Source organism: Bradyrhizobium sp. USDA 327, from assembly GCF_041262065.1.
GTDB classification, from domain to species: Bacteria; Pseudomonadota; Alphaproteobacteria; order Rhizobiales; family Xanthobacteraceae; genus Bradyrhizobium; species Bradyrhizobium liaoningense.
Map to the genome: position 1 here is coordinate 71570 of NZ_JBGCCW010000001.1, position 19709 is coordinate 91278.

At 60.0% G+C, this 19709-nt stretch carries 14 protein-coding genes, 1 tRNA gene, 9 pseudogenes and 1 riboswitch; of the genes and pseudogenes, 17 read left to right on the forward strand and 7 right to left on the reverse strand.

The window, feature by feature from the left end:
• Nucleotides 1–333: 333 nt before the first annotated feature.
• Together ABIA42_RS00315 and ABIA42_RS00320 are read right to left on the reverse strand one after the other, a co-directional pair.
• Nucleotides 334–557, reverse strand: a pseudogene (locus ABIA42_RS00315) (hypothetical protein); the annotation flags it as partial.
• A 19-nt stretch (nucleotides 558–576) separates the two neighbouring features.
• Nucleotides 577–993, reverse strand: a complete 417-nt coding sequence (locus ABIA42_RS00320) for a hypothetical protein (protein ID WP_162473611.1) — start codon at nucleotides 991–993, stop codon at nucleotides 577–579.
• On the opposite strand from ABIA42_RS00320, the pseudogene ABIA42_RS00325 reads away from it, so the two are divergent.
• The 6 genes and pseudogenes from ABIA42_RS00325 (at nucleotide 977) to ABIA42_RS00350 (ending at nucleotide 5234) form a co-directional block, all read left to right on the forward strand.
• Nucleotides 977–1784 (forward strand): annotated as a pseudogene (locus tag ABIA42_RS00325) (IS6 family transposase). The gene ABIA42_RS00320 and the pseudogene ABIA42_RS00325 overlap by 17 nt on opposite strands.
• Nucleotides 1785–2072: 288 nt before the next feature.
• Nucleotides 2073–2879: a hypothetical protein gene (locus ABIA42_RS00330; RefSeq protein ID WP_011084471.1), complete on the forward strand. Its 807-nt coding sequence runs from the start codon at nucleotides 2073–2075 to the stop codon at nucleotides 2877–2879.
• An 81-nt stretch (nucleotides 2880–2960) separates the two neighbouring features.
• A pseudogene (locus tag ABIA42_RS00335) lies at nucleotides 2961–3139 on the forward strand (IS21 family transposase); the annotation flags it as partial.
• Nucleotides 3140–3202: 63 nt separating this feature from the next.
• Nucleotides 3203–3277, forward strand: a pseudogene (locus tag ABIA42_RS00340) (hypothetical protein); the annotation flags it as partial.
• A 57-nt stretch (nucleotides 3278–3334) separates the two neighbouring features.
• Nucleotides 3335–3625, forward strand: a pseudogene (locus ABIA42_RS00345) (transposase); the annotation flags it as partial.
• A gap of 193 nt (nucleotides 3626–3818) precedes the next feature.
• A complete protein-coding gene (locus ABIA42_RS00350; RefSeq protein WP_231088545.1) occupies nucleotides 3819–5234 on the forward strand; it encodes a hypothetical protein in 1416 nt (471 codons plus the stop codon).
• Between the two features lie 401 nt (nucleotides 5235–5635).
• Here ABIA42_RS00350 and ABIA42_RS00355 read toward each other — a convergent pair whose 3' ends face one another.
• Together ABIA42_RS00355 and ABIA42_RS00360 are read right to left on the reverse strand one after the other, a co-directional pair.
• The gene (locus ABIA42_RS00355; RefSeq protein ID WP_304500583.1) at nucleotides 5636–6082 is read right to left on the reverse strand and encodes a transposase; all 447 of its coding nucleotides are present in this window, start codon (nucleotides 6080–6082) and stop codon (nucleotides 5636–5638) included.
• A gap of 375 nt (nucleotides 6083–6457) precedes the next feature.
• A riboswitch (cobalamin riboswitch) is annotated at nucleotides 6458–6660 on the reverse strand.
• A 237-nt stretch (nucleotides 6661–6897) separates the two neighbouring features.
• Nucleotides 6898–7020, reverse strand: a complete 123-nt coding sequence (locus tag ABIA42_RS00360) for a transposase (RefSeq protein ID WP_038937273.1) — start codon at nucleotides 7018–7020, stop codon at nucleotides 6898–6900.
• Nucleotides 7021–7420: 400 nt separating this feature from the next.
• Between ABIA42_RS00360 and ABIA42_RS00365 the strand changes: the two genes are divergently transcribed.
• From ABIA42_RS00365 to qatD, 5 genes are all read left to right on the forward strand, one after another.
• Nucleotides 7421–8518 carry a hypothetical protein gene (locus ABIA42_RS00365; protein ID WP_231088544.1) on the forward strand — a complete coding sequence of 366 codons (1098 nt, stop codon included), beginning with the start codon at nucleotides 7421–7423 and terminating at the stop codon, nucleotides 8516–8518.
• Nucleotides 8439–10046: a P-loop NTPase fold protein gene (locus ABIA42_RS00370; RefSeq protein WP_099421827.1), complete on the forward strand. Its 1608-nt coding sequence runs from the start codon at nucleotides 8439–8441 to the stop codon at nucleotides 10044–10046. Before ABIA42_RS00365 ends, ABIA42_RS00370 begins: the two co-directional genes overlap by 80 nt.
• Nucleotides 10047–10209: 163 nt before the next feature.
• The gene (gene qatB, locus ABIA42_RS00375) at nucleotides 10210–10908 is read left to right on the forward strand and encodes a Qat anti-phage system associated protein QatB (RefSeq protein ID WP_224517554.1); all 699 of its coding nucleotides are present in this window, start codon (nucleotides 10210–10212) and stop codon (nucleotides 10906–10908) included.
• Nucleotides 10905–12179: a Qat anti-phage system QueC-like protein QatC gene (gene qatC / locus ABIA42_RS00380; RefSeq protein ID WP_014498023.1), complete on the forward strand. Its 1275-nt coding sequence runs from the start codon at nucleotides 10905–10907 to the stop codon at nucleotides 12177–12179. Before qatB ends, qatC begins: the two co-directional genes overlap by 4 nt.
• Entirely contained in the window at nucleotides 12176–12940 is a 765-nt protein-coding gene (gene qatD, locus ABIA42_RS00385; RefSeq protein WP_014498022.1) for a Qat anti-phage system TatD family nuclease QatD, read from the forward strand. Before qatC ends, qatD begins: the two co-directional genes overlap by 4 nt.
• A 227-nt stretch (nucleotides 12941–13167) precedes the next feature.
• Here the strand turns inward: qatD and ABIA42_RS00390 are convergent.
• Both ABIA42_RS00390 and ABIA42_RS00395 read right to left on the reverse strand, forming a co-directional pair.
• Nucleotides 13168–13243 (reverse strand) — tRNA-Ile (locus ABIA42_RS00390).
• 802 nt (nucleotides 13244–14045) lie between these two features.
• Nucleotides 14046–14805 (reverse strand): annotated as a pseudogene (locus tag ABIA42_RS00395) (IS6 family transposase).
• Between the two features lie 243 nt (nucleotides 14806–15048).
• On the opposite strand from ABIA42_RS00395, the gene ABIA42_RS00400 reads away from it, so the two are divergent.
• Together ABIA42_RS00400 and ABIA42_RS00405 are read left to right on the forward strand one after the other, a co-directional pair.
• Nucleotides 15049–16911, forward strand: a complete 1863-nt coding sequence (locus ABIA42_RS00400; protein ID WP_095426901.1) for an NEL-type E3 ubiquitin ligase domain-containing protein — start codon at nucleotides 15049–15051, stop codon at nucleotides 16909–16911.
• Nucleotides 16912–17060: 149 nt separating this feature from the next.
• A pseudogene (locus ABIA42_RS00405) lies at nucleotides 17061–17273 on the forward strand (IS110 family transposase); the annotation flags it as partial.
• Nucleotides 17274–17275: 2 nt separating this feature from the next.
• Here ABIA42_RS00405 and ABIA42_RS00410 read toward each other — a convergent pair.
• Nucleotides 17276–17543: pseudogene (locus ABIA42_RS00410) on the reverse strand (transposase); the annotation flags it as partial.
• Between the two features lie 156 nt (nucleotides 17544–17699).
• Between ABIA42_RS00410 and ABIA42_RS00415 the strand changes: the two are divergent.
• The 4 genes and pseudogenes from ABIA42_RS00415 (at nucleotide 17700) to ABIA42_RS00430 (ending at nucleotide 19669) form a co-directional block, all read left to right on the forward strand.
• A complete protein-coding gene (locus ABIA42_RS00415) occupies nucleotides 17700–18083 on the forward strand; it encodes an ABC transporter permease subunit (RefSeq protein ID WP_231088543.1) in 384 nt (127 codons plus the stop codon).
• Nucleotides 18080–18337 (forward strand): annotated as a pseudogene (locus tag ABIA42_RS00420) (ABC transporter permease subunit); the annotation flags it as partial. The gene ABIA42_RS00415 and the pseudogene ABIA42_RS00420, both read left to right, overlap by 4 nt.
• A gap of 133 nt (nucleotides 18338–18470) precedes the next feature.
• Nucleotides 18471–18743 (forward strand): hypothetical protein, encoded by a 273-nt coding sequence (locus ABIA42_RS00425; protein WP_370157193.1) that lies wholly within the window; start codon nucleotides 18471–18473, stop codon nucleotides 18741–18743.
• A gap of 165 nt (nucleotides 18744–18908) precedes the next feature.
• Nucleotides 18909–19669 (forward strand): IS5 family transposase gene (locus tag ABIA42_RS00430; RefSeq protein ID WP_224517492.1). Its coding sequence is split into 2 segments (ribosomal slippage): nucleotides 18909–19248 and nucleotides 19248–19669, totalling 762 coding nucleotides; the frame shifts between segments, so codons are not numbered across the junction.
• Nucleotides 19670–19709 lie beyond the last annotated feature (40 nt).

Genomic DNA, 19709 nt, shown 5'->3' on the forward strand with positions numbered 1-19709 from the left:
GCCGCATACGTTATCGCAGGTGCACGAGCCGCCATCACATTCGTCTCCTTTTCCGCCAGTTAGCAATTCGTGGAACAGAAACGCGCCCTCTGCAAATTCCTTTGCGTTGCCTTGGCGAACTCCTCGGATACCGTTTTTCGATTGAGCGATTGCTTTCGTATACAGATGAAGTTTCGGGCAGTTCGCAGCAATGCCGAACGCCGCGCCCTGCAGAAATGCAACGCTTCGGCCATCGGCGTGCGCTGATGATGAGCACGGCCGTTGTTGGCGATTTGAACAACATCAGACCTCTTGTCCCCATAACACCATACCGATTGCGGCGCTAAAGCATCGCTACCCTGCTGTTGGCTGATCTTCCTTATCCGCGCCGCGCATCACGATCTTCAGCGCATCATCCGGCAACGGCCGCTGCAATGCCTTTGCTTCATCCCGCGCGGCGCGCGCATCCATACGTCGCGCTCCTCATCGGTCGTCAGGAAGCCATAAACGAGGTGAGGGCCGGGGGCCGGCTTGGACTTGGTGCCCCGGTCGCCCTTGAACCCGGTCCAGATGCCCGCGATCAGATGGGCATGGCGGCTACCGGCCGGTTGTACACGCCGCTCGCGGGAGAGATCGACAGGCGCGCAGCCAGCCAAGGAGCAAGGTTGTGTTCCAGCCAGCCATGGCAATCGCTGATGAGCGATCCTCATCAGTGGTCGCGTTGTCGACCGTGGTGAGGCATCCGGGCGAAACTTTGCGCCGCAATGCTGCTCGAAGAACAGGGAGTCGTCCAGAAACCTGACGGCGTTTGCCCCTGAGGTTGGTGAGCGTGATTTTGGTTTGATGAGCGCTCATCCATGCGAATAAGTTGCTGAGAAACACGATGCCAGCAGGTCGGACAAAGCCGAGATTGCCGAAATCGTTGATGACCTCCGGCGGCCAGCCGTTGACGGCGTGCGCCGCAAGATCGGCCGCAACCTTCGACAGGGACAGTCCATTGAATGGTACCGTCAAATTAACGAATTGGAGCGGCGGAGGGGTAGACGACCGGCAGACCGCCCGGGACCCTCTTTATCGCCGCCATCGCACCGGAAGTGATCAGTTATCCCGTTTGGTTATATTTCCGGCTTCCCTTAAGCTTGCGGATGGTCGAGGAAATGCTGGCGGCGCGTGGCATTGGCGTGACCTATGAAACCGTGCGCCAGTGGGGACGGAAATTCGGCAAGCCGTTCTCCGATCGGATCCGCCAGCGCACTCCCCCTCGCGGTGACAAATGGCATCTGGACGAAGTCGTTATCTCGATCGCGGGCGAACAACATTGGCTCTGGCGCGCTGTCGACCAGAATGGCTTCGTTCCTGACGTCTTGATCCAGCGCCGAAGAAACTCGCGCGTTGCGCAGCGGCTCATGAAGAAGCTCTTGAAATCCGCCGGCACGCCGCCGCGCGTTATGATCACGGATAAGCTGCGTTCGTACGGCGCTGCGAGGGCGAAGATGGGCTTACACGTCGAACATCGCCAGCACAAAGCTCTCAACAATCGGGCCGAGAATTCTCATCAGCCGACGCGGCGACGCGAGCGGATCATGACGCGCTTCAAATCGTCCCGTCAGGCTCAACGGTTTCTGTCCGTTCACGATCAGGTCGCGAACCTTTTCCACATCCCCTATCCCGGCGCCGCCACCGCCGACTTCCGTCGTGCTTCGCGCGAGCGAGCCTTTGCGACTTGGCGCGAGATCTCCATGACAAGCGCTATCGCCGACTCTCGACCTCTGAGAATCGCCTCCTTCGGCTCGGCGGTCGATTAAGTTGACGATGCCCCCTGATGAGCCAGAGCCTCCCTTCTCGAAAAGCCTGATCAGTCTCAAATTGTCTGACGACGGACAATCGTTGCCACTGTCTCAGCCAGGCTGCTGTCATCCGAAAGACGGCAAATCCGGGCGCGGGTCCACCCTTCTTCCCGAGCTCGTCAGCTTCTCGAAAGCCAACCTTCCTAGCATTCAAGCCCGGTCTCTAGATGCCGATGCCGCCCATGCTGAACTAGGGGGCCCGCTAGTGGATCTGCAGGAGATTTTGTTATCAGAAAGGAGAGCTTTATGGATTCCAATCGGATAAGCGGTGCCGGCGCGCAAGGGTCTCCAACGGGTTACGTCCGGACACAGGAGGATCATGATCTATTTAGGCAGGCCGCGAATGAAGCCCGGTCATTATCATCTGCCGGGCCTGTGTCGGCACAGACGCCGATTTGGCGTTCGAGCGCTCCATACGGAAGCTTTTCACGCGATGGCTACTCTTGGAACAACGACGTATGGGGCCCGCACCCTGGGCCTCAGACGATTTCGGTGAGTGCAGCCAACCGGTGGAGCGTGTGGTCGAACCAGCCCAATACTCCTGGCATCAAGAGCTATCCGCACGTGGCTTTCAATATCGGGAAACCGCTCAGCTCAATCAACACTCTGAGCTCGAGCTTCAATCAGGAAGTTCCCACTGGCGGCGCCTGGGATGTCGCCTACGATATCTGGGACAGCTCAGACCGACATGAGATAATGCTCTGGACAAACTACACCGGAAACTCGGACGGGAGCGGCAACGTTAAGCCCATTTCATATCATTATGCCCCTTCCGGTGCGGCGATTCCGGTCTACAGCAATGTCAATGTAGGCGGGGCGACTTGGAACGTGTTTGAAGGCGAAGGCTCCGATGGTCACAAGGTCATCTCATTGCTGCGCACTTCGAAGACCAACAGCGGGACAGTGGACATCAAGAGTATCCTGCAGTGGATCAAGTCGAAGGGGTACTTTGGCGACATAAACGTCGGTAGCGTCCAATACGGCGTCGAGATTACCTCGTCCCCGGGGGGAAAGAACTTCAATTTCAACAACTGGTCCGTGACTTCGAAGTGAAGTCCGCGCGGGCGGTAAGGTGAGCTGCGCTATGCCAATGAGCCACGCTGACTGACGGCCTTGGCTTGCCGCTCACATCCCGACCGCCACGATCCCGGCCTCAACCGAACCTATGCCGAGATGGCAAGCCATTACGGCACGGCCATCTCGCAGCCCGGCCGCGGCGCCCAAAAGATAAGGCAAAGGTCGAAGTTGCGGTGCAAGTCGCGCAGCGATGGATTTTGGCGCGGCTGCGCAACCAACGCTTCTTTTCGTTGGCGTGACCTGCCACTGAGCATTTCCTCCAGAAGGATTCAGAGTCCGCCCCGAAGAAGGACGGACAGATGAAGCGAGCAAGGTTCACGGAAGAGCAGATTATCGCAGTGTCGAAGGCGCATGAGGCCGGGGCGAAGACGGCCGACCTAGCTCGCAAGCACGGGGTCTCCGAAGCGACGATCTACAATTGGAAGGCCAGCTCGCAATGGTTGGCACGCAAGATCGCCGCGATGGGGCATACCGTCCGCATTATTCCGGCTCAATTCGTCAAGCCTTATGTAAAGTCCAACAAAAGTGACATCATCGATGCCGCAGCGATCGCGGAAGCAGTGACGCGACCAACAATGCGCTTCGTCGAAATACGGTCGCCCGAACACATTGACCTGCAAGCGCTGCATCGTGTTCGCGATAGGATGATTTCGCAACGGACGTGCCTCATAAATCAGATGCGCGCTTTTTGCCTTGAATATGGGATCGCTACTCGACTCGGGAAGCGTCCGAGGGAGGGTGTTTCCTCCCTTCGGCCATCACCTTATCCGTTGACCGTCGGCTACTTTTCTGACTCAATCAAGCCGTTTATGGACCGGTCTTAACAACCTCGGGGGCGGCATGGATTCGATCCTTCGCGTTCTGATGCCCTTCTTCGGGCCGAAGAACTATTCTGAGATGCTCTAGAAGAACGCTTTGGCGGATTTCTGGCTGACCTTAGCCTGCTCGTTCCTGGTGAGGTACGATCCTTGGATTAACGGTCTTTTCTTGCGAGTTGAGCATCTGCCCGGCGTCAAGGAATTCGCCACGGCTATTAAAGCTCCTGAGGTGAACGTGGGCGGCTTCGCGCTTGCTTTGCTGGTGCTCATCTTCAGCAGGGTCACCCGATTCCATGATCGGATTTCGGACATATTTAAGATCAGGGCGAGGTTCGACCGCGCTAACATCCTTCTCCCTCTGGCTGTCATGTCGGGTGCGCAGATGTCGGCCCGTCAGGTGGCAAATCTCAAACGCGACCGCCATCCCCTCGTGAGAGCGACGTTCTACAAATACGCGTCCAGCCGAAGCGAACATCCGCTCGTCGACAAGCACGACATCGAAAGCGCATTGGAGGCTTGGCACATATTGGGTTGCCTTGGAGTGGCTCTTCATACTCACAGGCTTCGCGGTCTTATCCGCCTTCGCCAGGGCAGCTTGGTTTCTGATCATTTTTTGGACCGCCTCGATGGCCGCGCTTCTATTTATGCATCTTCGGTATGGATTGCTGGAACGAAGGGCGGATCCCCAGATCCAACAGATAGCCGGGAATGCCGAGGCAAGTGCAGGCAACCGCCAAGCATTCACAGAGGCGGCCATCTGATGTGGTACAAGATCGGGAAGGATATCATCGTCCGGAGCGAAAACGCAGCCAAGCCGGAAACACAGAGTTGGGCCTATCTTAAGAAGCTGATCTCGCGTCTCGAGCCAATTCATTCCAGCTTCGACTTTGGCTGCGGCAAACTGCGTTACGAACGGGCAATAGCCAAAACCACCGGCGAACTTGCGTTGGTGGATTCGGAAGTGCAGCTTTCAAGGGGTCAAATGATCCGCGGTCGTTCGACCACCATCCGCGATTACGTCGGCAAATCAAATCACGTCCACGCCCTCACCGTGGGTCAGTTTGCCTCCCATGACCGGAGATACGACCGCGGCTTCTGCATAAACGTTCTTTCTGTGATCCCATCGGCAAGCGTGAGACTTGGCATCGTTCAACTGATGAGAGCTAAGCTAAAGCCAAACGGCACTTGCTTGTTTGTGACGCTCTATCGCAATTCTGATTTTACAAGGATGCAGAATCTCCCGAATTGTCAACCATACGGCAACGGCTTCCTCATGGACTCGCTTAGGGGCCATTCCTTCTACGGCCTCATCCCGCCGGACGATCTCGCCGGATTGGTTAAGCGTGCAGGCTTCTCGGTCGAGTCGATCGTGCTGGATGAAGGCTCCGCATACCTGTGGGCCCGAACTCCGGACGGGCGACCTGGACCGATCAATTTCGAAATCCGTGAAACTGCGGAGAACTTTCAGATTCGATCTCAGCCAAGCGTGAGCAACCGCAGCTCGGCAAGGTAGACCAGGCCGGCAGAGACGGCGCTTGGATCCTGAGCAGCAGCCGCGGGGGCTCAAGTCACATCGACGACCTGTCCCGCTTAGGTTCGTCTGCTTCCGATAGTCGGCGATCTGCTGTCTGTAGTGGCCGATGCTCGGCGCATCCGGAGCCACGTCGCTCTTCCAATCGACGACCGCGTCGATGGCGCCGGCCTCGTCGAACGCGATCGCGTCAACCTGTCCGGAGAGCAGGACCTTGCCGCCTTCGTGAGTCTGGCTTCCGAACAACGGGAGCTCGGGGGCGAGACGCGGTCGCGGCGTCACGACGTCCGGAAGAGCGAGCGTCCGCAGCACCGTGGCGGTCAGTTCGACGGCGCTGATGCCCATCTTCGGATCCTCCGCCGGTTCGTGCCCCATCTGCCGGATCAGTTCCGCAGCCCGCGTTTCAAGTCCGCCCTGGCGTCGCAGGCTTCTCCGGTCAGCACCTCCTCGATTAGCTTGTGAAGGATGGTGCCACGCGTCGAACTTCTGAGAACGGCAGCAGGCTCCGCAGCGCCGGTTTCCGGAATTTCCCCGCTTTCGATCTTCGCTTCTGGCTCGTCCACCTGATCAAGTTCCCTCCGGCTCGGGCGACGCCAGATCACGGTCTTGCGCACATCGAAGATAGCGGTCGCCTCGGCGGCGAAGGTCTCGCGGGTCTGCCCGTTCTCTAGCGGCGTGACGTTCCTTTCCTTCGCGGTGCCGACGTCGTTCGGGTTGATCGCCGGGAGACCAGCCAGGCCCAAATCGACGAGCTTTGCCCAGCACTTGTCCGACAGGTCGGCGGAGTGCCTAGGCAGGATCAGCAGGTCGCGCGCCCGGGTCGCGGCCACGTACCAGAGGCGTACGCGCTCGCGCCGCTGCTGCTGCCGCGGTGACGGTGTTGCCCCACGGATTGGCCGAGGAGACAATCACGGATTGAGCAGTTGCGGAGGCTGTGCGGACGCCGATCCCGCTGCGGCGATCGAGGCCAGCACGATTCCTAGCGTCAATGCTGACCCGGACAGCCAGCGCTGTTTGAGCAGGATTGAAGTTGACGCCGAAACTCGCGCCGGCACGGCTACTACGTTTGAAATGAAAACGGTGATGACCACGGGCGAAACAAAAAGCCGTCACGCACATTCGCCGTGAGCGGCAGCCGTTCGCCCCGAATGCGGCAGATCTCGATCGGCTTTGCAACGTCTTGGAGCACCCCGCCCCTGCGTCAGTCCATGACCACGACCGGCAGCAAGGTTTCCTGGCTCGCGGGTTGACGCCTCCGACCACCTTCCCAGGTTCGAACGAACGAACCCAATGGCCCAACTGTCGTCGGCTCGCCGCTTACAGTTGCGGGGGCAGCTTCGGCCTTGTCCGTGAGGACGCACCGTATTCCCTTGATACGCCTTTCGGCGCTACCGATAACCAGACTGAAGGCCCCTCATAACCGAGTCAAGCAAGGGGCGTGAATCGAGTGCTGAGTGACACAACATGTGACAGTTTAGCCCGTCCTATTCGTGAGAGTGCGTTTTTCTAGTCCGATTGATGTGGCCGCACATCTGCTCTGACGAGGCGCACAGGATTGCCTTCGGCTTTTCACCGCCTGACGACCCGTACTTTGCAACGCGCTTGAGGGATAAGTTGGGCGAACGGGGGGCGGACGCCCCGCCGGTCAAGGACTGAGCGGCAGCAGCGCGCCGGGCAAGCCGCGGATCAGGTCGGCTTCGGGACATGCCGCGGCGAACGCAAGGCGAATGCGGCTCGTGGTCTCGACCACACGGGCAGCGAGTTTCAAGAGACTCCGCCTCGACGGCATTTGCGATGTTCGTTTCGATCTTCTCTAGCAAGATCGACCTGATCTGAGGATCGAGGGGCGACTCCGACGTCGAAAGCCCAGCCAAATGTCCCAGCTCTTTGATGCGGCCGTGATGGCCGGCTCGGGTGCCGTTTACATGTCTCAACCGTTCGCACAGTGTATCGAAGCCGGCTTGTCCGCCTATGATCGCCCTGCCTGTCGTGCTGAGCATGTCCGGTGTTAGCCCTGCGAGGTACTTCACGCTGACCCTGAACCGCGCGTCGCGATCTGCAAGGCAGAACGCCATTGCGACGATGGCGTCGAACAGCGCGGAATTCGAGAGGTCATGGTACTCCGCGGGGAGAAGCTTGCGCGCAGCCTGCTTACGGCTAGGGTCAGGGTGAACGAGACCAACCACGAAGTCGAAGGCTTCTTCGTCGGGAATCTCGACGAGAGATTGCTCGAAATCGCGCAAGTCGACGGTCGGAAGGAGCAGATGCGCCAACAGCTTCAGGCCGAACGGCAGCAATTGCTCCAGCAACTTGCTGGATCGGCGGGAGATGTCCGGCGCGCGGAGGATGAGGCACGGCTGTTCGAAGCCATGTTCGCGCAATTCCAGGCCATCCGCGACTCTGGCCTGACCTGCTTTGGATGCGGCGAGGAATTGGCTGCTTTCGATCGCAAGCTGGCGGAAATCGGCAAAAATATCGAAGACGCCAAGCGGAATCGCGATCCCAAGCTCGTTGCCGATCTGGAGCGCCTAGCCGCGGAGGTCAAGACGGCAAACCGGCTCAAGACCGAGACACAGGATGCGTCGACCCGGGCACACAGCGCGAAAGACAGGGCCGAGGGCGCGTATGAAGACTACATGAAGAACAATCGTGAAGTCCTGGCGGTGGCACGTCGCGCCCGCGCGCGCCAGCTGCTGGACGGATTCCCGCAATCGAGGGAGATGAGCGACTACCGGTCGAAGGTGGCCGAAATGGCGGCTCAGTCCTTGTCGGACCGCATCGCTGGGCTGACGGCGGACCGTGAAAACCGTTCTACCAACCGGCGCTCCACCCTGATGAGGGAAATGACGGGCGCCGTGAACAAGCACGGGCAGGACTTCTATCTCGTGCCGCCGTTCACCGCCGAGGAGGCGACGCCGTCGGCCGTCGAGCAGTGGGCGGTCGCCGAAAAGGACCGATTGGATGGGCATGAATTGGTCCAGTACGCGGAGCAGTGTCGGAACGCTGAGACGGAGATGACCTCGGCATTCCGGGACGACCTTCTCCATCGGCTCGACGATGCCTTCACCGGCATCAAGTCCACCCTGAACGAGCTCAACCGCCACCTGAAGGACCGCCAGTTCCACGGGCGCGACTACTACTCGTTCAAGGCGCTCGAGGCCCCGACCCACGTCGCGCGCCGCCCTAATGGACGTCATTGCGGACAAGCTTGCGAACGAGGCCGAAAGCCGCGAGACAGCGCTCGAAAAGGTTGCCGCTCTTGCTAAGCGGGTGAAGTGGCTGCGGGTGGCGAAGCTCGCAACGACGTCGGCGGCTTCGATCTATTTCGGCGTTCCGCCGGTCGGGGCCGCCGGCGAGTTCTTCGAACTCGGCAGAAAGATGTGGAGCGAGGGCTTCGGGAAGAGCGATGCCGATGCGGCGAAGAAGGCCGTCGGCGATGCCGTCAAGGAAGGCGGCGAGCTTCTAAAACCGAAGGAGGAAACGTCTCCTCCGAAGGAAATTCAGGCTCTGCGCGACACGCTCGAGCAAACCCTTGAAGAACTCGGTATCACGCTTGTCGTGTTGATCGACGATCTCGACCGCTGCCTGCCCGAGACAACGATCTCGACGCTCGAAGCCATCCGCCTCTTCCTATTCCTCAAGAACACCGCCTTCGTCATCGCTGCGGACAACGACATGATCAAGCACGCAGTCCGCAAGCACTTCGCGGGCTTCGAAAATGACTTGATGGTAACGAACTACTTCGACAAGCTGATCCAGGTTCCGATCCGCGTGCCGCAACTCGGCACGCAGGAGGTCCGCGCATACATGATGCTGCTATTCGTGGACAACAGCGACCTGCCCGAGCCCGACAAGGAGAAGATTCGCGCCGCCGTGATCCGTCAACTGAAGAGCACTTGGCAGGGCAAGAAGGTGGACCGCGCGTTCGTCAACTCGCTTGACATCGGCTTACCGGGATCGCTGGTCGGGCAACTCGACACTGCCGAGCGGCTGTCTTCGCTCATGACAACGGCGTCCGGAATTGTCGGCAATCCCCGCCTGATCAAGCGCTTCCTGAACGCGCTATCGATCCGCATGACCATCTCCAAGGCGCAGGGTGTGGGCGTGGATGAGGCGGTCCTCGCTAAGCTCCTTCTGTTCGAGCGCATCGGCGACGCCAAAGCCTATGCCGAGCTCGTCAAGAATGTGACGACGGACGCGGAAGGAAAGCCCGCGTTCCTGAAGGACTGGGAGGAGGCAGCGGCCGCCGGTCGCGACCTGGAGACGAAGGATCCGTGGACCGGCGACTTCGTGCGCGAATGGCTGGCGCTTTCGCCGCCGTTGCATGACGTCGATCTCCGCGGGGCTCTTTACGTCAGCCGCGAGCATGCGCCGCTGATCACTCCTGAAGATCGCCTGTCCTCCGACGGCGCCGAACTTCTCGCGGCGATGCTCGAACATCCGGAAATGTCAGCTCGGTTGAGGGACCGCCTGGTCCGGGTGCCCCGGATCGAAACCACAGTGATTATGGATCGACTTCTCGAGCGCGCCCGCAAGGAACAGGAGTGGGGCGCGCCGCAAATACTTACGGCCTGCATTGCGCTCGCCGATGCCGATCCGGTCCAGGGACCGCGTTTGGCGGCGTTCCTCGAGGCGCGCCCTCACCAGCAGATTCAGCCTAGCATCGTGCCGAAGATCAGCGACCGCCCTTGGGCGGCGTCGCTTCTTGAGGTGTGGGGTTCGTCGGGCGACGTTTCTAAACCCGTGAAGAACGCCATCAACAAGACGAGGGCGAATGGGAACGTCGCAGTCTAGCGGGGGCCCGGGCCCGGGCGTCCCGTTGGTGCCGCCTTGGACGCCGGCCGCGCCCCAGGATCCGGTGCCACCTCCTCCGGAGCTTCCCAACGAACAGCCGGATGTACCGCCCGACGGCGCGCCTCCGGACCAAGTGCCCCCGGTTTCTGCTGCACCGCCCGCAGTGCCGCCGCTGCTGCAGCCGTCGCCCATCGCTCCCGAGAAGCGATTCGGCGGCACCCGTGCCAGTCTGGGAGACTTTGCGCGCTCTGGTGACGCGCGTGATCTGAGACGCGGGCTTGGGCACTATATCCGCAACGGGTACGGCGGTTCGAATCCAGCGACCCAGAGGTTTGGTGCCACTGCACAAACCGCTGGTTCGCTCGGCTACACGCTTTACTCGACCGCCTCAGGCGCCGCCGACGCGCCGATCGACGCGGCCGTACTGGCCGGGCGGTCGACGGAAGAGATAGCGACCGCAATCATCGAGGCGGTCAGGCCGGTCGACGGAACTCAGGATGCCGAAGCGGAGCGTGCCGCCATGCACGACGCAATGTCGGAATTGCTGAAGGAGTTTCCGGAAGCCGACCTGCTCAATCTGTCGGACGTCGAACGTGAGTTCGTCATCGAAAAATTCACCGCCATCGATGTCGCCCGGCGCTTCGAACTCGACGTTGGCAAGCACCTTCTCGAACGGGCCCCGACCGCAACGGTCGCAATGTCCCGGTTGAAGCAGATGCGGGCGTACATCGCGGAATCCGTAGCGGCGGCTTTCCGGCGGTTGAGGGACCAGGGGCGAACCCTTACGACGGGACGCGTTGCGAGCGTTGTGCAAGCGGCGCTTCGGGATACGTTCGAGGTATTCGAAGGATACGAAGAATGAGGCTGTTGTGCGCTCCGGCGGACGTCGGCCGCTTCGATGAGGCGGGCACGCTCAGGGTAGTGCTGTACGGCCAGGCAGGCGTCCCTGGTCGAGCGAGCGTAGGCGCCGCTTTACGCGGCGACGTCCGGAAAGAACGGTTTGCTCCCGATAGGCGCGCATGGGATCTCCTTTCCATCTCCAACTCGGTCATGGTGGCGGATGCCGCCGGGCTGCGAACCCAAAGTCCGGATGGATGGACTCGCGAATTCGATCTGGAGATCGCGGTGACCGAACCGGGCTTCTGGAATGGAGTTGCGCCGTTGATCGCCGATGCGCTGGCGTTCTTGACGACCGACAGATGGAGCTTGCGCTTCATCGCGGGCGGAGCGGCAGCTCCCCAGCCGGCGCGTGTGGTCCGGCCGCCGCAGGATTGCGTCGCGCTGTTATCGGGCGGCCTCGACAGTCTGATCGGAACGATTGACCTCGCTGCTGCCGGCACGCTGCCCCTCCTCATCAGTAAGATCGTGCGCGGTGACTCTGAGAAGCAGGAAGAGTTCGCGCATGCGATCGCAGGCGGTCTGAGACACATACAGCTCAACGACAATGCGGTCGTACCAAAACCGAAGGATACCTCGCAGCGCGCCCGTTCGATCATATTTCTCGCCTTCGGAGTTCTCGTCGCGACGGCCCTGGCGCCCTATCAGGAGGGAGCGGCCATTCCCCTATATGTCTGCGAAAACGGGTTCATCGCGATAAATCCACCGCTGACCGGAAGCCGGATCGGAAGCCTGAGCACACGAACGGCGCATCCCCAGTTCCTGGCGTTGTTTCAGGATCTTCTCGACGCCGCTGGCATCCGGGCGGCGCTCTGCACTCCCTACGCCAACAAGACGAAGGGAGAGATGCTGAAGGAATGCAACAATCAGCCGTTGCTGCGCACATTGGCCGTGCGTTCGACGAGTTGCGGTCGATTTCAGAAATTCAAATATAGCCACTGCGGCCGATGCGTACCTTGCCAAGTTCGAAGATCCGCCTTCCTCGCCTGGGGGCAACCGGATCTGACCCAGTACGTCTTTGAAGATATCGGTCGCGACGACGAGCAGCACGCGGGCTTCGACGACGTTCGTTCTGTCGGCATGGCTCTGGCCGCCGCACAAAATGGGGGGTTCGAAGAGTGGCTTGGGAGCGCACTGTCATGGCCGCGAATCGAGAATCGCGAGGCACTGCGGGATATGCTACGTCGGGGGCTCGCCGAACTCGGGCATCTGCATGCGAAATACGGTGTTAAGTGATCGATCTACATGCGCATCTCGACCTCTATCCGGATCCTCAAGCGACGACGAAGGAGTGCGTCGAGCGCAATCTGTTCGTTCTGTCCGTGACGACTACGCCGTCGGCTTGGACCGGGACAGCCGCACTCGCCGAGGGAGCCTCCCGTATTCGCACCGCGCTCGGTCTGCATCCGCAGCTTGCTCACGAACGCCGGAGCGAACTCGCGCTGTTTGAAGATTTGTTGCCGCGAACAAGATACGTCGGCGAGATCGGCCTCGACGGCGGCCCTGAACTGAAGGCAACGTGGGACACGCAGTGTCGGGTGTTCGACAATATCCTGCGAATGTGCGGATCGGCCGGCGGTCGCATCATGACGGTACATAGCCGCCGCGCAGCAGGCCCCGTCCTCGATGCACTGGCCTCGCGGCCCGATTCCGGCATCTCCGTGCTCCATTGGTTTTCGGGATCGCGCCGCGAACTGCAGCGGGCGATTGACCAAGGTTGCTGGTTCAGCGTCGGTCCGGCCATGCTCAACGGCGAACGAGGTCGCGGGTTGGCTGCACTAATGCCGCGCGAACGAATGTTGACCGAGTCAGATGGGCCTTTCGCGCAGGCAGAGGGGCGCTCGCTCTTTCCTTGGGACGTGGCGAAAACCGAACCGATGCTCGCTGAACTGTGGAGCATGGGCCAGGACGAGGTCCGTGACCAGTTGATGTCGAACCTCAAGCGACTGACGACGCAGTTTGCTCCAGAGAATGACCGGTCAACATCAAAGCCGTAGGTCGCCGCTAATCGAGTCACTCTTCCGTAGTCCGCGGACCGACACGGGCGCGGAAGGACCCCCCTCGGTTTTTCTGCGCTCAAGGATCGGCGAGAAGAACGGAGCCAAATTCGTCAACACCGTCAGAAGGATGTGAAATCGAGTCGTTCTTAAAACGAAATCGAGTCGCTCTAAAGGCCCAAATCGAGTCGTTCTAAAAGTGGCCTCACAGCACAATTTGAACTCACTGGTGGGCCCGGCAGGACTCGAACCTGCAACCAGACCGTTATGAGCGGCCGGCTCTAACCATTGAGCTACAGGCCCCGCTGCGGGCGACCGCTCAAAGACGGCCGGCAACGGTGCGCGGCCCGTTTACAGGATAGCCGGCATTCCGGCAATGCCAATTGAAAGAGGCGATTGGGTCCCGCTTTGGCGCTCGCGTCGCTTTATCGGAGCAAAGCTGGAGGGGCCCTTAAGACGTACGGGCTGTCAAGCATGGAAGCGCTGAGCTGACCGAGACAGCCCAGCCTTGCGAAACGGAGTTGACACGGCTCAAAGAGATGCAGACCAAAACTCGCGAGAGCGATCTTCAAATCTAAGGTCGTAAGGTTGTAAGAAAACGGCGCATTGAAAACTACCATACGCGCGTGAATGTAACCGACCATCTCTCGGACCACGGCTCCGTTCTTCTGTTCGACAAACGCCTGGTCGTTCTTGCGGTAAGGCCGGCATTCTAGGCCGGTCATTCCGACAAGATCGATCTCCTCCACGAGGCGTTCGGCCACGGAAGGTCCGATTGTCAGACGTAGACCATCGTCGGTTCGGGCAACGCGGAGTCTGAGGCCTTCGTGCCTATCCATGACATGGGCAAGGCCATGCTCGAGCACTCGGATATTCAGGATTCCGCCGGGCAAGAAGAACAGATCGCCGATGCACGTGGAGGCTGAGCAGGCCAAGGGCTACATGGTGGCCTGGGTCATCGATCGCGCCGATGCAGGCGCCACCAGATGACATTGGTGATTCAAACTCATCGGTTCGACGCTGATCGTAAGCGCAGCTCTGCGGCGCTTTAATTGGCGCTTGACGTCTGTTTGATCACGGTGTGTCCTGGCACGGCATCGTCAACTTAATCGACCGCCGAGCCGAAGGAGGCGATTCTCAGAGGTCGAGAGTCGGCGATAGCGCTTGTCATGGAGATCTCGCGCCAAGTCGCAAAGGCTCGCTCGCGCGAAGCACGACGGAAGTCGGCGGTGGCGGCTCCGGGATAGGGGATGTGGAAAAGGTTCGCGACCTGATCGTGAACGGACAGAAACCGTTGAGCCTGACGGGACGATTTGAAGCGCGTCATGATCCGCTCGCGTCGCCGCGTCGGCTGATGAGAATTCTCGGCCCGATTGTTGAGAGCTTTGTGCTGGCGATGTTCGACGTGTAAGCCCATCTTCGCCCTCGCAGCGCCGTACGAACGCAGCTTATCCGTGATCATAACGCGCGGCGGCGTGCCGGCGGATTTCAAGAGCTTCTTCATGAGCCGCTGCGCAGCGCGCGTCTCTTCGACGCTGGATCAAGACGTCGAGAACGAAACCATTCTGGTCGACAGCGCGCCAGAGCCAATGTTGTTCGCCCGCGATCGAGATAACGACCTCGTCCAGATGCCATTTGTCACCGCGGGCGGGAGCGCGCTGGCGGATCCGATCGGAGAACGGCTTGCCGAATTTCCGTCCCCACTGGCGCACGGTTTCATAGGTCACGCCAATGCCACGCGCCGCCAGCATTTCCTCGACCATGCGCAAGCTTAAGGGAAACCGGAAATACAACCAAACGGCATAGCTGATCACTTCCGGTGGGAAGCGATGGCGGCGATAAAGAGGGTCCTTGGCAGTCCGCATGCCGCTCGTCTACCCCCTCCGCCGCTCCAATTCGTTAACTTGACGGTACCCTCTGACCTCATCTGGCTCAAGCCGAAAGGCTGCACCGAATCGAAGCCGAACTCCTTCACAAATTGCGCAGATCGCTTCCTCAACATGGTTCAACGCTCGTCAGCTCGACGTAAGCTAAATGTCTTAGAGGCTGCAACGTTCGATGTGGGCCGAGAGGTCGCATAATTTGCTCAGTCCGACAAGGAGCAGGAAATGGATCCCTTTGATGCAGGGCAGGCTCAGCGCGGTAATGGCAGCACCGAATCTTCCGGCCGCGAGGACCGGGAAGGTGAGGAGGCGCAGTGGGTTGGAGTCTTGACCCACGCGGTGCTCGCCGCTGACGATCCGGCAAATCTCGGGGATTCTGCTCCTGCGGAGGGGGGGCACGACCAGATGCTGGAGGAGTGGGCTGCCGAAGAGGGGCAGAACCCGCTCGAGGATCGACAAGAGGCTGTAAGGCGAGTGAATGCTTGGAATCAGGGCGATCTGAATCTTGCAATGCTGCGCCTCACCAGCCTGCCTCCACTTCCAGCCGGGCTCCACTCGCTCGACGCGTCCTTCAACCGGCTGACCAGTCTGCCCGAGACTCTCCCTGACGCGCTCAATTCGCTCAATGTTAATGGGAATCAGTTGGTCAGCTTGCCCGCGCTTCCGGCCGGGCTCGCCTTGCTGGACGTGTGGAGCAATCGGCTCACCAGCCTGCCTGAGACCCTCCCGGCCGCGCTCGAGGGCCTCAACGTCGGCAACAACCAATTGACGAGCCTGCCCGAGGCCCTCCCGGCCAGGCTCGAAAGCCTTGACGTTAGTGTAAACCAATTGACGAGCCTGCCCGAGACTCTCCCGGCCAGTCTCGGAAGCCTTGACGTTGGTGTAAACCAATTGACGAGCCTGCCCGAGACTCTCCCGACCAGTCTCGGAAGACTTTACCTTAACGATAACCAGCTAACCAGCCTACCCACGGGCTTGCTAACGCAGTTGGGGGCTGCTGCGGAGGTGGTTGTGTCTGGCAATCCGCTGCCCCAGGAGATGCTGATGAACCTGGACACAATCCAAAGTACCGATGGGTATGCCGGCCCGAGGGTCGTCTTTGATTTGTCTGAGACGCACGAAGATCAGTGGGAGGACGCCGCCGTTGCGCCGTTTCCTCTCGAGACAGTAGCTGCGGAGTCTCTTCCCGAGGCAGTAGCGGACTGGCTCAACGGGGATCCGAAGGAGGGCGATCCCGAGGTGGTGGCCAAGTGGCAGAGCTTTGCAGAAGAACCCGGTGCCCAGCAATACGCAGACTTCCTCAACGGGCTGCGGAATACCGTGAACTCTGGGAACGAAGGATTCCAGCAGGGGGTGGCCAATGATCTGCGGCAGGCAGCGGCCAACCCGCAATTGCGCGCGCAGTACTTCCAGCTTGCTCTTGACGCCAACGAGAGCTGCGCGGATCGCAGAACTTTGACCTGGAACGGCATGCAAACCGCGCGCCTGATCGCCAACGTCGAGAACGGGCTCTATGACAATAACGAGGGGGTAGCGGCCCTCGTTGATCTAGGCCGTGTCATGTTCCGCTTGGAGGCACTGGGGGGGATCGCGCGCGAGAAGGTCCAATCGCTCCGCACAGGCGGCACCATCAACAACGTCGACGAAATCGAGGTCTACCTTGCCTATCAGGCCACGCTGCGCGAGCGGCTGGGGCTGCAGCACATCGCCCCGGACATGAACTACTTCTACGACTCTCACCTCACCGAGGAAGACATTGACAGGGCTGAGACGTCTGTGCGGAGCAAGGAGGCGACGGGGTTCGCCGACTATTTGGCGACGGACTGGAAACCTTGGGACGATGTGGTGCTCCGCATTGAACCGGAACACCATGCCACGATGGAGGAAAAGCTCGCCGATGCCTTGGAGGAGGAGTTCCCGGGCCGACTGAAGCAAAAGCTCGTTGAAGCGGGACTGATCGGCGCTGAGGCCGATGTCGTTGCGGATGCCGAGCGGGAGTTCGGACCCCAGGTCAGCAAGGACATCGCTCGCGAGATCAAGGGTGCTCTGAGGGACACGGTGCTCAACAAACGCGGCCTCAGTCTGTGAAGCGGCGTCTGCTGCTTGACCACGCGGTCCTTCATCCAGATCGAAGGATCAAGCAACTGCCTGAGCGAGGTATTGGTTCAACCGCAGCGGCGGAAACTGAACTGCGACGGCTGATCAGCCATTATGCTGTGAAGCGGCAGTAGTGCTTTGGCAAGACCAAGGCCGTGACCGCCACGGCCCGGAAGATCGCAGTTCTGTTCTACAATGCTGTGCGATACGGAATGGACTATGTCGATCCCGGGGCCTCGTCCTACGAGACGCGCTACCGGACGCGAGTGGTCAACAATTTGCAGCGGCGTGCCAAGGCATTCGGCTTTGTTCACCTGCCCTTGGAGCCGAAAGTAGATGCTGCCGTTTCTTAGGAATCGTTCTCAAGCGTCAGCTCCCCGATCTTGGCGTGCAGCGTTTTCACGTCCCCCGCGGGCTCGCTCGTTCTGTTGCCACCGCGAGGACCAAAGACCTCGGCCGCCGCTTCCTGAAGCTGGGACTTCCACTGCGTGATCTGGTTCGGATGCATGTCGAAATGCTCAGCCAGCTCGGCCAGCGTCATCTCGCCCTTGATCCTTGATCGCCGCTAACGCCACCTTGGCCTTGAATGCGAGTGCGTGCTGCCGGCGGGCTCGTCTGCTCATCGTCTCTCCTGATTCGCGGGACAATCTTGCCCGCCGTCAGGCAGAAACTCCACTCATCGCTGTCCAGATTTCCGGAGCCAGCTCTTTCTGTTCTACGCGCTACCCGACATAGGCATCCGTCTGACGCCGTTCGAGACTTCCTGGCTAGCGCTCGCATTGTGGGGCGGTGCTTATCAAACGGAGGTCTTCAGGGCCGCATTCGAAGCTGTGCCGAAAGGCGAAGTGACGGCAGCTCGCGCTCTCGGCTTGCCGGCGTTCCAGACCTTTCTTGACATCACACTCCCGATCGCGTTGCGCATCGCGATCACCGGAACAACAACCACGGCGATCACGCAGTTCAGGTCGTCCTCCTTCATGATCGTCGTCGGCTATCAGGAATTGACCTATGTCGCCAACCGGATCGTGTCAGATACGTTTAAAGTGTTTGAGACCTTCGGAATCGCTTGTCTCATGTACCTGCTGGGGTGCAGCATCCTAAGCGCTTTGTCTCGTACGTTCGAGCGCAGGCTCGCGGTTCCGGGGCTGGGAGTAGTTAAATGACCAACTGGGTTTGGCCTGTCACCCTTTACCTTGGTAAGAGCCTTTTGGTTACTTTGTGGATCTCGCTGCTCACCGTCATTTTGGCGACAATCCTTGGTCTCCTGATCGCGGCGCTGTCGCAAAGCACGCTCACGTTCGCGCGCTTTGTCGGACGGCTTTACGTTGAGTTGTTCCGCGGCGTGCCGTCGCTTATGATACTCCTCTTCGTGTTCTTTGCCCTTCCGCAAATTGGTCTCCGCACGGGCCCACTCACGGCCGCAATAATCGGATTGGGGCTCTGGGGCGGGGCGAACATCGGTGAGGTCTTTCGAGGCGCCTTGGATTCAATTCCACATCGCCAAGAGCAGGGGCGCCCGAGCGCTTGGCTTGAGCGCAACGGAAGCGCTTGTGTTCGTCATTTTGCCACAAGCATTTCGGCGTGCGTTGCCGCCCTACGTCGGGCAGCTCACCGTTCTCGTCCAGGCGAGTGCACTGACGTCCGTTGTTGGGGTGTCGGATCTCTTGGGATCGGCGCGTCAAATGATAGAAAGACTAGCGTATGTCGGAACCGGAGACTCACACGCCATCGAGATCTATCTGGGCGTGCTGAGCATATTCTTTGTGATCTGCTACGCGTTGAGCGGGCTGGCCAGTATAATCGAACGCTGTCTTCGAGTCTGAAAACAATTCCTAGTCGATCGAAACCTTCTAGGGAAAGGCAATTGCGCCGTTTGAGCGAACCCGCTCGACTCCATCGAGCGCTTTGCGCGGAGACATGTTCTAGGGTCTGTACCTAAATAGCGCCACGTGATTCTCTTGCCTACGTGTTGATTCGGGGGCGAGAGAATGCGCGCTGGTTTGTTTTGGCTGAACGACAGGCAATGGGCGCGTATCGAACCGCATCTGCCGAGGGGACTGACGGGGCCGGATCGGGACGACGACCGACGCATCGTCAGCGGCATCATTCACATGCTGCAATCGGGTGCACGATGGCGTGATTGTCCACGTGAATACGGCCCTTACACGACGATCTACAATCGCTTCAATCGCTGGGCCAAGCGAGGACGATGGTGCGCAATCTTCGAAGCGCTGGCCAAGCCTGGCGAAGACGGCGTCGTACTGTCGCTCGACTCGACCTCGATTAAAGCTCACCGGTGTGCCTCCGGCGGAAAAGGGGGGAGCACAATCAAGCAATCGGCCGCTCGCGCGGAGGCCGCACGACAAAAATCCATGCGCTGAGCGATCCGCTCTGCCGGCCGGTCGTCCTGCATCTGACTCCAGGCCAGGATGCCGATATCGCTGCGGCTCCCGATGTCCTGGCGCTCGCGCCACCCATGAGCGTGCTCCTCGCCGACAAAGGGTATGATGGCGACAAGCTTCGCGGCGAAATCATTCGTCGTGGCGCCAAGCCCGTAATCCCCAATAAATCTAACCGTGTCGTCATCCATCGCTTCAACAAACGCGCCTACAAAGGACGAAATGTCATCGAACGCTGCTTTGGCAGGCTCAAGGACTTCCGGCGCATCGCCACGCGATATGACAAGCTCGCCCGTAATTTTTTGGCCGCTGTTCATCTCGCCGCTCTCGTCGCATATTGGCTCAATTGAGTCTGGACCCTAGTTCAAGCAAAGCCCAAACTGCACCGAG

Coding starts and splice junctions, on each gene's coding strand:
- ABIA42_RS00330 (WP_011084471.1), top strand. CDS start 2,073: ATGGATTCCAATCGGATAAGCGGTGCCGGCGCGCAAGGGTCTCCAACG.
- ABIA42_RS00370 (WP_099421827.1), top strand. CDS start 8,439: ATGGACGTCATTGCGGACAAGCTTGCGAACGAGGCCGAAAGCCGCGAG.
- qatC (WP_014498023.1), top strand. CDS start 10,905: ATGAGGCTGTTGTGCGCTCCGGCGGACGTCGGCCGCTTCGATGAGGCG.
- ABIA42_RS00400 (WP_095426901.1), top strand. CDS start 15,049: ATGGATCCCTTTGATGCAGGGCAGGCTCAGCGCGGTAATGGCAGCACC.